The organism is Streptomyces sp. NPDC002671, assembly GCF_053592475.1.
The window spans coordinates 57,251-69,346 of record NZ_JBSFVU010000027.1 but is presented as its reverse complement, the minus strand read 5'-3'; the positions used below and the strand labels follow the sequence as shown (position 1 = coordinate 69,346).

The window sequence follows — 12,096 nt, the reverse complement described above, 5'->3', positions numbered from 1 at the left end:
CATGGGCTTCAGGGAGATCAACTCCAAGATGGTCGAGGCGACCGTGCTGCCCGGGCAGCGGCTGTTCAGTCAGCGCGGCGCGATGCTCGCGTACAAGGGGGACGTGTCCTTCACGCCCAACCTCCAGGGCGGCCAGGGCGGTCTGATGTCCATGATCGGGCGGCGGATGGCCGGCGAGGCGACCCCGCTGATGACCGTCGAGGGCAGCGGCACGGTCTTCTTCGGGCACGGCGGCCACCACGTGCACGTCATCGGCCTCACCGGCGACACCCTGTACGTCGAGGCCGACCGGCTGCTCGCCTTCGAGGGCACGCTCCAGCAGGGCACGATGTTCATGGGCTCGCAGGGCGGGGTCATGGGCCTGGTGCGCGGCCAGGTCACCGGGCAGGGGCTGTTCACCACCACCCTCCAGGGCCACGGCTCGGTGGCCGTGATGGCGCACGGCGGTGTCTTCGAGGTCCCGATCACCCCGCAGCGCCCGGTCCACGTCGACCCGCAGGCGTACGTCGCCCACCACGGCGACGTCCGCAACAAGCTGTCCACCGCGCTCGGCTGGCGCGACATGGTCGGCCGCGGCTCCGGCGAGGCCTTCCAGCTGGAGCTGAGCGGCAGCGGCACGGTGTACGTCCAGGCCTCCGAGGAGAAGCTGTGAGCGCGTACGGAACCCCCGGCGGCCCGGTGGTGTACGACCCGATGACGCTGCCCGCCGACGACAACGTCAACAAGTACACGTTCTGCGTGGAGTTGAAGAGCGGCCAGTGGTTCCTGCAGAAGGGGAAGATGATCGCCTACTACGGGGCGATCGAGTTCAACGGCATCGGGCACGGGCGACTTGACCGACTTGTCCGCACGTCATTCCATTCGCCACTGCACGCGAGCGACTGGGTCGTCGCCGAGGGTTCGGGGAAGATGCTGCTGGCCGACCGGGCCTTCGACGTCAACTCGTATGACCTGGACGACGGGAACTTGACCATTCGCGCGGGCAATCTGCTCGCTTTTCAGCCAAGTCTCGCGCTCAAGCAATCCATCGTGCCGGGTTTTCTGACCCTTATCGGAACCGGCAAGTTCGTCGCCGCATCTAACGGTCCGGTGGTGTTCGTGGAACCTCCGATCCGGGTCGACCCGCAGGCGCTCGTCGGGTGGGCCGACTGCCCGTCACCGTGCCATCACTACGACCACGGGTACCTGACGGGCGTATGGGGCGGTCTACGTGCGATGACGGGCCTCGGCGGGGCTTCCGGGGAGGAGCACCAGTTCGAGTTCGTGGGAGCCGGGACGGTCCTGCTGCAGTCGACGGAGATCCTCATGGCCGAGCAGGCCACGGGGTCGGTTCCGCCCGAGCCGGGAGTGCCAGGCAGTGGCGGAGCGGGATCGACCGGACACGGTCCGCAATCATCCGGCCTACCGCGTCTTCCCGGACAGCTGGGAGACCTCCAGCATCGCTTCGGGCTGTGAGCGGTAGTCTGCGGAGTGTGACATCGAACGCGTGCGCACAGTCACACCATCCGAAGTAGTACGCCATTCAACTTCTTAGGTAGACTTCATTCATGGAGACCGAGACGGCCACGCCCTGGCTGACCGATGCGGAGCAGTGCGCCTGGCGCACACACCTGGAGGTCAACATGTTGTTGACCTACCAGCTCGAAAAGGATCTGCAGCCGTTCGGACTGACAATGAACGACTACGAGATCCTTGTGAACCTGTCCGAGTCCGATGACGAGCGGATGCGGATGAGCGACCTCGCCTCCGCCACGCTGCAGTCCAAGAGTCGGCTCTCGCACCAGATCACGCGCATGGAGAACGCGAACCTGGTACGCCGCGAGAACTGCGAGTCCGACCGACGCGGGCTGTACGCCGTGCTGACCGAGCACGGCATGGAGACGATGAACAAGGTCGCCCCCCACCATGTGGCGTCCGTACGGAGGCACTTCATCGACCTGCTGTCGCCCGAGGCGCTGCAGGAGCTGGACAAGGCCCTGAAGCCGATCGCCGAGCACCTGAGGGCCCAGCGCGGACGCCCCTGAGTCACGGGGGTGTCTTCTGGGTCCTGCCGACCTGATCCAGCAGGCACCCCCCGGCCGGCGGCCGACAGCGGCCGGCGAGTCAAGTCCGCCGCAGATCACGGCAGTTGAGCCCAGCCGGCTCTCCGCCGGCTCCCCCGCCAGCTCCCCCTCAGCTCTCCGTCAGCTCTCCGTCAGGCTCGTCACCAGTTCGTCCGCAGCCCGGTACGGGTCCAGTTCGCCGGCGACGATACGTTCCGCCAGGGCGCCCAGGTGGCGGTCGCCGTGCAGGTCTCCGATGCGTTCGCGCAGCGCCGTGACCGCGATCGTCTCCACCTCGCGCGAGGCGCGGGCCAGACGGCGCTCGGCCAGGACCCCCCGCTCCTCCATCCAGGCCCGGTGCTTCTCCAGGGCCTCCACGACCTCGTCGACACCCTCGGCGCGGGCGGCGACCGTCTTGACGATCGGCGGGCGCCAGTCGCCGGGACCGCGGGCCTCGCCCAGGCTCAGCATGTGGTTCAGTTCGCGGGCCGTGGCGTCGGCGCCGTCCCGGTCGGCCTTGTTGACGACGTAGACGTCGCCGATCTCCAGGATTCCGGCCTTCGCCGCCTGGATGCCGTCACCCATGCCGGGGGCGAGCAGCACCACGCTCGTGTCCGCCTGGGAGGCGATCTCCACCTCCGACTGCCCCACGCCGACCGTCTCGACGAGGATCACGTCGCAGCCCGCCGCGTCCAGCACGCGGATCGCCTGCGGGGCGGCCCAGGCCAGACCGCCGAGGTGGCCGCGCGTGGCCATCGAGCGGATGTAGACACCGGGGTCGGAGGCGTGGTCCGACATCCGGACCCGGTCGCCGAGCAGGGCGCCGCCCGAGAACGGGGACGATGGGTCGACGGCCAGGACGCCGACCCGCTTGCCCTGCTTGCGGTACGCCGTGACGAGCGCGGAGGTGGAGGTCGACTTGCCGACACCGGGCGAGCCGGTCAGGCCCACCACGTACGCGTTGCCGGTCAGCGGCGCGAGCGCCGCCATGACCTCCCTGAGCTGCGGGGACGCCCCCTCCACCAGGGAGATCAGCCGGGCCACGGCCCGCGGCCGGCCTTCCCTGGCCTGGGCCACCAGAGAGGAGACGTCCTGCATCAAACAGCTCCGTTCACTACACAGACGTACAGGGGGACTCGGGCAGGGACCTCAGCCCTTGGGCACACGCACGATGAGCGCGTCACCCTGGCCGCCGCCACCGCACAGCGCGGCGGCGCCGACGCCGCCACCGCGGCGCTTCAGCTCCAGCGCCAAGTGCAGCACGAGCCGGGCGCCGGACATTCCGACGGGGTGGCCGAGAGCGATGGCGCCACCGTTGACGTTCACCCTTTCCGTGGACACCCCGAGGTCCTTCATTGACTGCACCGCGACCGCGGCGAAGGCCTCGTTGATCTCGATGAGGTCGAGGTCCTCGGCGGTCAGACCCTCCTTCTTGAGGGCGTGCAGGATCGCGTTGGACGGCTGCGACTGCAGCGAGCTGTCCGGGCCGGCCACGTTGCCGTGCGCGCCGATCTCGGCGAGCCACTCCAGGCCCAGCTCCTCGGCCTTGGCCTTGCTCATCACGACCACGGCCGCAGCGCCGTCGGAGATCTGCGAGGAGGTGCCGGCCGTGATCGTGCCGTCCTTGGTGAACGCCGGGCGCAGCTTGCCCAGGGACTCCACGGTCGTGTCGGCGCGGATGCCCTCGTCCTTGCTGAAGACGACGGGCTCGCCCTTGCGCTGCGGGATCTCGACCGGGGTGATCTCGGCCTCGAAGACGCCGTTCTTCTGCGCGGCGGCGGCGCGCTGGTGGGACAGGGCGGCGATCTCGTCCTGCTCGGCGCGGCCGATGCCGAGGCGCGTGTTGTGCTTCTCGGTGGACTCACCCATGGGGATGTTCTCCCACGGGTCGGTCAGGGCGTCGTAGGCCATCGCGTCGAGCATCTCGATCGCGCCGTACTTGAAGCCCTCGCGGGACTTCGGCAGCAGGTGCGGGGCGTTGGTCATGGACTCCTGGCCGCCCGCGACGACGATGTCGAACTCACCGGCGCGGATCAGCTGGTCGGCCAGGGCGATCGCGTCCAGGCCGGACAGGCACACCTTGTTGATGGTGAGCGCCGGGACGCTCATCGGGATGCCGGCCTTGACGGCGGCCTGGCGGGCCGGGATCTGGCCGGCGCCGGCCTGGATCACCTGGCCCATGATCACGTACTGCACCTGGTCGCCACCGATCCCCGCACGGTCGAGGGCGGCCTTGATCGCGAAGCCGCCGAGGTCGGCTCCGGAGAAGGACTTCAGCGAGCCGAGCAGCCGCCCCATGGGCGTCCGCGCGCCCGCGACGATCACTGAGCTGGTCGTTCCAGAAGACATGAGGTGCGATCCCCTTCCAGCTGCAAAAGAGCCGAGGAGTGAACGAGGGTTTACTTCGAATGTACTGAGTGGCACTCCGTGCCGTCATCGGCCCGTAGGTGTGATCGCGCGCACGTTGCGTAACCACCATATGAGCGCTGCACTGAATCCATGCTGACGCGAATCGACCACATCGGGATCGCCTGCCGCGACCTCGACGCCACCATCGAGTTCTACAAGGCCACGTACGGCTTCGAGGTGTTCCACACCGAGGTCAACGAGGAACAGGGCGTGCGCGAGGCCATGCTCAAGATCAACGAGACGTCCGACGGCGGCGCCTCCTACCTGCAGCTGCTGGAGCCGACCCGCGAGGACTCCGCGGTCGGCAAGTGGCTCGCGAAGAACGGCGAGGGCGTCCACCACATCGCCTTCGGTACGGCGGATGTGGACGGTGACTCCGAGCAGATCCGCGGCAAGGGCGTACGCGTCCTGTACGACGAGCCGCGGACCGGCTCCATGGGGTCGCGGATCACCTTCCTGCACCCCAAGGACTGTCACGGCGTACTGACAGAACTGGTCACTTCGGCCCCTGTTGAGTCCCCTGAGCACTGACCCCCGTACATAAGGGCCGGTAGGGTTGGGGGCGGTCGCCCTCGCAGGCCCGGGTGACCGCATGCCGGGGTCCGGGTTTCGGGGGACGAGGGTCGGGCAGCAGCCCGCGCTCCACCGTCGATCTGACACCATTCCCCGGGGGCCCCGTTCGGCGGATGGACGAGGCTCGTTGGAGAAGCTCACCAGGGGACGGATGGGACCGCGCAGTGCGGGGCTACGAGAGCCAGGAGCGAGAGCCGGCGGCTGACGTCGACCACCTCTCTCGGTTCGAGGCCGAGATGAAGCGGCTGAGGACCGAGCGGGAAAAGGCGATCCAGCACGCCGAGGACCTCGGCTACCAGGTCGAGGTGCTGCGCGCCAAGCTGCACGAGGCGCGCCGCACTCTCATGACCCGGCCCGCCTACGACGGCGGCGACATCGGCTATCAGGCCGAGCAAATGCTCCGTAATGCCCAGATCCAGGCCGAGCAGCTGCGCCAGGACGCCGAGCGGGAGCTGAGCCAGGTCCGCGCGCAGACCCAGCGCATCCTCCAGGAGCACGCCGAGCAGGCCGCCCGGCTCCAGGCCGAGCTGCACCAGGAGGCGGTGACCCGGCGCCAGCAGCTGGACCAGGAGCTGGCCGAGCGCAGGTCCACGGTCGAGTCGCACGTCAACGAGAACGTGGCGTGGGCGGAGCAACTGCGCTCCCGCTCCGAGCAGCAGGCCCGCCGGCTGCTGGAGGAGTCCCGCGCCGAGGCCGACCAGGCCATGGCCGCCGCCCGCGCGGAGGCCGAGCGGCTGACCCGGGAGGCCCGGGAGCGGCTGCAGAACGACGGCGAGGCCGCCCGCGCGGAGGCCGAGCAGCTGCTGCGCCGCGCCCGCACGGACGCCGAACGCCTGCTGAACGCCGCCTCCACCCAGGCGCAGGAGGCCACCGACCACGCCGAGCAGCTGCGCACCTCCACCGCGAGCGAGTCGGACGCCACGCGCCGGCAGGCGGCCGAGCTGAGCCGGGCCGCCGAGGAGCGGATGGCCGCGGCCGAGGAGGCGCTGCGCAAGGCGCAGACCGAGGCCGAGAAGCTGGTCACCGAGGCCAAGGACACCGCGGGCAAGGCCCTCGCGAGTGCCGAGGCCGCGGGCGAGGCCCGCACGCGCACCGCCAAGGAGCAGGTCGCCCGGCTGGTCGGCGAGGCCACCAAGGAGGCCGAGACCACCCGGGCCGAGGCCGAGCAGCTGCTCGCCGACGCGCGTGCCGAGGCCGAGAAGGTCCTCACCGAGGCCGCCGAGAAGGCCCGTTCCGTCACGGCCGAGGAGGCCGCCTCCCAGCTGTCCAAGGCGGCGAGGACCGCCGAGGACGTGCTCAACAAGGCGTCGGAGGACGCCCAGAAGACCACCAGGGCCGCCGCCGAGGAGGCCGAGCGGATCCGCTCGGAGGCCGAGGCCGAGGCGGACCGGCTGCGCGCCGAGGCGCACGACATCGCCGAGCAGCTCAAGGGCGCGGCGAAGGACGACACCAAGGAGTACCGCGCCAAGACGGTCGAGCTGCAGGAGGAGGCCCGCCGGCTGCGCGGCGAGGCCGAGCAGCTGCGCGCCGACGCGGTCGCCGAGGGCGAGTCCATCCGCGCCGAGGCCCGCCGGGAGGCGGTGGCGCAGATCGAGGAGGCGGCCAAGTCCGCCGAGGAGCTGCTGGCCAAGGCCAAGGCCGACGCCGACGAGCTGCGCAAGACCGCGACGACGGACAGCGAGAAGGTCCGCACCGAGGCCATCGAGCGGGCGACGGCCCTGCGCCGGCAGGCCGAGGAGACCCTGGAGCGCACCCGCGCCGAAGTCGAGCAGCAGCGCGCGGAGGCCGCCGAGCAGGCCGAGGCCGTCAGGACCGATGCCGAGAACGCGGCGCGTGAGCTGCGCGAGGAGACCGAGCGGTCCGTCGAGGCCCGCCGCGCCGAGGCCGCCGGGGAGCTGACCCGGCTCCAGACGGAGGCGCAGGAGCGGCTGGAGGCGGCCGAGCAGGCGCTCAGGGACGCCCGCGAAGAGGCCGCCCGGATCCGCCGCGAGGCCGCCGAGGAGGCCGAGCGGCAGCGCGCCGAGGCCGCCGAGCGGATCCGTTCGCTCCAGCAGCAGGCCGAGGAGGAGGCCGAACGGCTGCGCAACGAGGCCGCGTCCGACGCGTCCGTCTCCCGGGCCGAGGGCGAGGCCGTCGCCGTACGGCTGCGCACCGAGGCAGCCACGGAGGCCGAGCGGCTGAAGGCCGAGGCACAGGAGACCGCCGACCGGGTCCGCGCCGAGGCGCAGGCCGCGGCGGAGCGGCTGGGCACCGAGGCGTCGGAGACGCTGGCCGCCGCGCAGGAGGAGGCCGCCCGGCGCCGCCGCGAGGCCGAGGAACTGCTGGGCGCGGCCCGCGAGGAGGCCGACCAGGAGCGCGAACGGGCCCGCGAGCAGAGCGAGGAGCTGCTGGCGTCGGCGCGCAAGCGCGTGGAGGAGGCGCAGACCGAGGCGGTCCGGCTGGTCGAGGAGGCCGACCGGCGCGCCACCGAGATGGTCTCCGCCGCCGAGCAGCACGCGCAGCAGGTGCGGGACTCCGTGTCCGGGCTGCAGGAGCAGGCGCAGGAGGAGATCACCGGGCTGCGCTCGGCCGCCGAGCACGCGGCGGACCGTACCCGCCGGGAGGCCGAGGAGGAGGCGGACCGCGTCCGCGCCGACGCCTACGCCGAGCGGGAGCGGGCGAGCGAGGACGCCTCGCGTGTGAGGCGCGAGGCGAACGAGGAGGCGGAGGCCGCCAAGGCGCTGGCCGAGCGCTCGGTCACGGAGGCGCTCGCGGAGGCCGAGCGGCTGCGCGCGGACGCGTCCGAGTACGCCCAGCGGATGCGTACGGAGGCGTCGGACGCACGCGCCGAGGCCGACCAGGCGGCGTCCCGCACCCGGGCGGACGCCCGCGAGGACGCCAACCGGATCCGCTCGGACGCGGCGACCCAGGCGGACACCCTCATCACCGAGGCCCGCAACGAGGCCGAACGCCTCCAGACGGAGACGATTGCGGAGGCCGAGCGGGTGGGTGCCGAGGCGCTCGCGAACGCCGAGCAGCTCGTCGCGGACGCCACCGGCGAGGCGGAGCGGCTGCGCGCCGAGGCCGCCGAGACGGTCGGCTCCGCGCGGCAGCACGCCGAGCGGCTGCGGGCGGACGCCGGGCAGCTCACGGCGGACGCGGAGGCGGCGGCCGAGCGGCTCGTCAACTCCTCCCGCAAGGAGGCCGAGCGCACCCTGGACGAGGCCCGCCAGGACGCCAACAAGCGGCGTTCGGAGGCGGCCGAGCAGGTCGACACGCTCATCACGGAGACCACGGCCGAGGTGGACAAGCTGCTCGCCGAGGCGCAGGAGCAGGCACTGAAGACGACGGCGGACGCCGAGTCGCAGGCCGACACCATGGTGGGCGCGGCCCGCAGCGAGGCCGAGCGGATCGTCTCCGAGGCGACCGTCGAGGGCAACTCGCGGGTGGAGCAGGCCCGTACGGACGCGGACGAGCTGCTCGTCGGCACCCGCCGGGACGCGACCGCCATAAGGGAGCGCGCGGAGGAGCTGCGCGACCGGATCACCAGCGAGGTCGAGGAGCTGCACGAGCGGGCCCGCCGCGAGGTCGCCGAGACGATGAAGTCCACCGGCGAACGCTGCGACGCGCTCATCAAGGCCGCCGAGGAGCAGCTGGCCGAGGCGCAGGCGAAGGCCAAGGAGATCCGCTCCGACGCCGACTCGGAGGCGGGCAAGGTGCGCATCGCCGCCGTGAAGAAGGCGGAGGGGCTGCTCAAGGAGGCCGAGCAGAAGAAGGCCAAGCTCGTCAAGGAAGCCGAGGAGCTGAAGGCCGAAGCGGTCCGCGAGGCACTGCGCACGGTCGAGGAGGGCAAGCGCGAACTGGACATCCTGGTGCGTCGGCGCGAGGACATCAACGCCGAGATCTCCCGGGTCCAGGACGTCCTGGAGGCGCTGGAGTCCTTCGAGGCGCCGTCGTCCGGCAAGGACGGCGGGGTCAAGGCCGGTGCGAGTGTCGGGGCCCCTCGATCGGGTGGCAAGTCGTCAGACGGCTAGCGGGCGCGAGGGTTTCGGTGTGTTCTGGGGGCTTTGCGCACATCCTTGGCAAGCCGTCCGGTCCTCGGCCACCCAAAAGAGGTGTCATTTTCCAGATCAAACACGTATCCGCTCGGTGACACACCGCTTCGGCCCCTAGGATTCCATCTATCACCTCACCGGTCTCTTTCGACAGGAACCCCATGAGCGACACTTCCCCCTACGGCTTCGAGCTTGTGCGGCGTGGATACGACCGCGCTCAGGTGGACGAACGGATCTCCAAGCTCGCCTCCGACCGTGACAGCGCTCTCGCCCGCATCACTGCCCTGGAGAAGCGGATCGAGGAGCTGCACCTCGAAACGCAGAACGCCCAGACTCAGGTCACCGACGCCGAGCCGTCGTACGCGGGTCTCGGTGCGCGCGTCGAGAAGATCCTGCGCCTGGCCGAGGAAGAGGCGAAGGACCTGCGTGATGAGGCCCGGCGCGCGTCCGAGCAGCACCGCGAACTCGCCGAGTCGTCGGCCCAGCAGATCCGCAACGACGCCGAGTCGTTCGCCGCGGAGCGCAAGGCCAAGGCGGAGGACGAGGGCGTCCGGATCGTCGAGAAGGCCACGAGCGAGGCCTCCCAGCTGCGCTCCGACGCGCAGAAGGACGCGCAGTCCAAGCGCGAGGAGGCGGACGCCCTCTTCGAGGAGACCCGCGCCAAGGCCGCGCAGGCCGCCGCCGACTTCGAGACGAACCTGGCCAAGCGCCGCGAGCAGTCCGAGCGCGACCTGGCCTCGCGTCAGGCCAAGGCCGAGAAGCGCCTCGCGGAGATCGAGCACCGCGCGGAGCAGCTGCGCCTGGAGGCGGAGAAGCTGCGCACCGACGCCGAGCGCCGCGCCCGCCAGACGGTGGAGACGGCCCAGCGCCAGGCCGAGGACATCGTGGCCGACGCCAACGCCAAGGCCGACCGCATCCGCTCGGAATCCGAGCGCGAGCTGGCGGCGCTCACCAACCGCCGCGACAGCATCAACGCCCAGCTGACGAACGTCCGCGAGATGCTCGCCACGCTGACCGGCGCCGCGGTCGCCGCGGCCGGCGCCCCGGCCGAGGACGAGCCGGTCTCCCGCGGGGTTCCGGCGCAGCAGTCCCGGTAACGCTCCGGCACAGCCTCACTGAACGAGCCGAAGTCCCTTGCCACTCCGGTGGCAGGGGGCTTCGTGCCGTCTTAGCGTGGCCGCATGATCGAGCTGGCGGGGCTGACCAAGCGGTACGGGGAGAAGGTCGCGGTGGACCACCTCACCTTCACCGTCAGGCCCGGCATCGTCACCGGGTTCCTCGGGCCCAACGGTGCCGGGAAGTCCACCACCATGCGGATGATCCTCGGGCTCGATCACCCCACCGCCGGGGATGTGCACATCGACGGGCGCCACTACGACCAGCTCAAGGACCCGCTGACGTACATCGGCGCCCTGCTGGACGCCAAGGCCGTGCACGGCGGGCGCAGCGCCTACAACCATCTGCTGTGCCTCGCACAGAGCAACGGGATCCCCGATCGGCGGGTGGCGGAAGTACTGGACGCCGTGGGGCTCACCTCCGTGGCGAGGAAGAAGGCCAAGGGGTTCTCCTACGGCATGGGGCAGCGGCTCGGGATCGCCGCCGCGCTGCTCGGAGATCCGCGGATCCTGATGTTCGACGAGCCGGTCAACGGGCTCGACCCCGAGGGCATCCACTGGATCCGGAACCTGATGAAATCGCTGGCCGCGCAGGGGCGGACGGTGTTCGTGTCGAGCCATCTGATGAGCGAGATGGCGCTGACCGCCGACCATCTGGTCGTCATCGGCCAGGGGCGGCTGCTCGCGGACACCTCCATGGCCGACTTCATCCGGCAGAACGCGCGCTCCTACGTCCGCATCCACACCCCGCAGCGCGAGCGGCTGCTGGACGTGCTGCACCAGGCCGGGATCACGGTCGTGGAGGCGGGCGGCAGCGCGCTGGAGGTGGAGGGCGGCAAGGCCGCGGCGATCATCGGGGAGCTGGCCGCGCAGTACGGGATCGTGCTGCACGAGCTGAGCCCGCAGCAGGCCTCGCTGGAGGAGGCGTTCATGCAGCTGACGGCGGAGTCGGTGGAGTACCACGCCCACACCGGCCCGGGCCCCGCCCCGCAGGACTGGGGCGCCGACTGGAAGAAGGGGGTGTGACCATGGCGGCCGTCCAGGTCATCCGCTCCGAGTGGACGAAGATCCGGTCGGTGGCCTCCACCGTGTGGACGCTGTCCCTGGCCGTGGTGGTCACCATCGCGCTCGGCATGCTCATCTCCGCCCTGTCGCGGAGTCAGTTCGACTCCATGCCCGCGCGGGACCGGCTGTTCTTCGACCCCACCTTCGTCAGCTTCGCGGGCATGACCCTGGGCCAGCTCGCCATGATCGTGTTCGGGGTGCTCGTCGTCTCGAACGAGTACAGCACCGGCATGATCCGCACCTCGCTGGCCGCCGTGCCGCAGCGCGGCACCTTCCTCTTCAGCAAGATCGCGGTGGCGACCGCGCTCGCCCTGGCCGTCGGCATGGCCACCAGCTTCGCCGCGTTCTTCCTCGGCCAGGCGATGCTCGGCCCGCACCGGGCCCACATCGGCGATACGGGTGTGCTGCGCGCGGTGGTCGGCGGCGGGCTCTACATGACCCTGATCGCGGCGTTCTCCATGGGCATGGCCGCGATGCTGCGCTCCCCCATGCTGTCGCTCGGCATCCTGATGCCGTTCTTCTTCCTGATCTCCAACATCCTCGGCAACGTCTCGGCGACCAAGAAGATCGGCCGCTACCTGCCCGATCAGGCCGGCAGCCGGATCATGCAGGTGGTGCCGAGACTCGGCGACGACAAGCCCTACGGCCCCTGGGGCGGGCTCGGGATCATGGTGCTGTGGGTGATCGCGGCGATCGCGGGCGGATACCTCCTGCTGAAGCGGCGGGACGCCCAATGAGGCGAGCCCGGACGCCCGGTGAGCCGATTCGTTACGCCTGGTGATGCTCAGGCTTTACTTTCTCTTGGGCGGAACCGTCAGCGCCCGGATATCCTCCTAACCCTTACGGGGGCGTGTGCCC

Annotated in this window: 10 protein-coding genes; 8 read left to right on the top strand and 2 right to left on the bottom strand. The window is 70.9% G+C overall.

Annotated elements, in window-relative coordinates; all coding sequences use genetic code 11:
* Nucleotide 1 precedes the first annotated feature (1 nt).
* The 3 genes from ACWD35_RS33495 to ACWD35_RS33485 all read left to right on the top strand — a co-directional run bounded on the left by ACWD35_RS33495 (nucleotide 2) and on the right by ACWD35_RS33485 (nucleotide 2,024).
* Nucleotides 2–652 carry an AIM24 family protein gene (locus ACWD35_RS33495; RefSeq protein WP_451355100.1) on the top strand — a complete coding sequence of 217 codons (651 nt, stop codon included), beginning with the start codon at nucleotides 2–4 and terminating at the stop codon, nucleotides 650–652.
* Nucleotides 649–1,455, top strand: a complete 807-nt coding sequence (locus ACWD35_RS33490; protein ID WP_451355099.1) for an AIM24 family protein — start codon at nucleotides 649–651, stop codon at nucleotides 1,453–1,455. The genes ACWD35_RS33495 and ACWD35_RS33490 overlap by 4 nt, the downstream gene beginning before the upstream one ends.
* A 92-nt stretch (nucleotides 1,456–1,547) precedes the next feature.
* Nucleotides 1,548–2,024: a MarR family winged helix-turn-helix transcriptional regulator gene (locus tag ACWD35_RS33485; protein WP_451355098.1), complete on the top strand. Its 477-nt coding sequence runs from the start codon at nucleotides 1,548–1,550 to the stop codon at nucleotides 2,022–2,024.
* A gap of 159 nt (nucleotides 2,025–2,183) precedes the next feature.
* Here ACWD35_RS33485 and meaB read toward each other — a convergent pair whose 3' ends face one another.
* Together meaB and ACWD35_RS33475 are read right to left on the bottom strand one after the other, a co-directional pair.
* Nucleotides 2,184–3,140, bottom strand: a complete 957-nt coding sequence (gene meaB, locus ACWD35_RS33480) for a methylmalonyl Co-A mutase-associated GTPase MeaB (RefSeq protein ID WP_451355097.1) — start codon at nucleotides 3,138–3,140, stop codon at nucleotides 2,184–2,186.
* A 51-nt stretch (nucleotides 3,141–3,191) separates the two neighbouring features.
* Nucleotides 3,192–4,391 carry an acetyl-CoA C-acetyltransferase gene (locus ACWD35_RS33475; protein WP_451355096.1) on the bottom strand — a complete coding sequence of 400 codons (1,200 nt, stop codon included), beginning with the start codon at nucleotides 4,389–4,391 and terminating at the stop codon, nucleotides 3,192–3,194.
* Between the two features lie 150 nt (nucleotides 4,392–4,541).
* Between ACWD35_RS33475 and mce the strand changes: the two genes are divergently transcribed.
* The 5 genes from mce (at nucleotide 4,542) to ACWD35_RS33450 (ending at nucleotide 11,975) form a co-directional block, all read left to right on the top strand.
* A complete protein-coding gene (mce, locus tag ACWD35_RS33470) occupies nucleotides 4,542–4,982 on the top strand; it encodes a methylmalonyl-CoA epimerase (RefSeq protein WP_451355095.1) in 441 nt (146 codons plus the stop codon).
* Between the two features lie 206 nt (nucleotides 4,983–5,188).
* Nucleotides 5,189–9,037 carry a polarized growth protein Scy gene (gene scy, locus ACWD35_RS33465; protein WP_451355094.1) on the top strand — a complete coding sequence of 1,283 codons (3,849 nt, stop codon included), beginning with the start codon at nucleotides 5,189–5,191 and terminating at the stop codon, nucleotides 9,035–9,037.
* Between the two features lie 182 nt (nucleotides 9,038–9,219).
* Nucleotides 9,220–10,155 (top strand): cellulose-binding protein, encoded by a 936-nt coding sequence (locus ACWD35_RS33460; protein ID WP_451355093.1) that lies wholly within the window; start codon nucleotides 9,220–9,222, stop codon nucleotides 10,153–10,155.
* A gap of 84 nt (nucleotides 10,156–10,239) precedes the next feature.
* Entirely contained in the window at nucleotides 10,240–11,199 is a 960-nt protein-coding gene (locus tag ACWD35_RS33455; protein WP_451355092.1) for an ATP-binding cassette domain-containing protein, read from the top strand.
* A gap of 2 nt (nucleotides 11,200–11,201) precedes the next feature.
* Complete coding sequence (locus ACWD35_RS33450; RefSeq protein WP_451355091.1) at nucleotides 11,202–11,975, top strand: ABC transporter permease; 774 nt, start codon at nucleotides 11,202–11,204, stop codon at nucleotides 11,973–11,975.
* The last annotated feature ends 121 nt before the right edge of the window (nucleotides 11,976–12,096 follow it).

Excerpts from the sequence above, each read along its gene's own strand:
- mce (WP_451355095.1), top strand. The coding sequence starts at position 4,542 with ATGCTGACGCGAATCGACCACATCGGGATCGCCTGCCGCGACCTCGAC.
- ACWD35_RS33485 (WP_451355098.1), top strand. The coding sequence starts at position 1,548 with ATGGAGACCGAGACGGCCACGCCCTGGCTGACCGATGCGGAGCAGTGC.
- ACWD35_RS33475 (WP_451355096.1), bottom strand. The coding sequence starts at position 4,391 with ATGTCTTCTGGAACGACCAGCTCAGTGATCGTCGCGGGCGCGCGGACG.
- meaB (WP_451355097.1), bottom strand. The coding sequence starts at position 3,140 with ATGCAGGACGTCTCCTCTCTGGTGGCCCAGGCCAGGGAAGGCCGGCCG.
- ACWD35_RS33495 (WP_451355100.1), top strand. The coding sequence starts at position 2 with ATGGGCTTCAGGGAGATCAACTCCAAGATGGTCGAGGCGACCGTGCTG.
- ACWD35_RS33455 (WP_451355092.1), top strand. The coding sequence starts at position 10,240 with ATGATCGAGCTGGCGGGGCTGACCAAGCGGTACGGGGAGAAGGTCGCG.
- ACWD35_RS33450 (WP_451355091.1), top strand. The coding sequence starts at position 11,202 with ATGGCGGCCGTCCAGGTCATCCGCTCCGAGTGGACGAAGATCCGGTCG.
- ACWD35_RS33460 (WP_451355093.1), top strand. The coding sequence starts at position 9,220 with ATGAGCGACACTTCCCCCTACGGCTTCGAGCTTGTGCGGCGTGGATAC.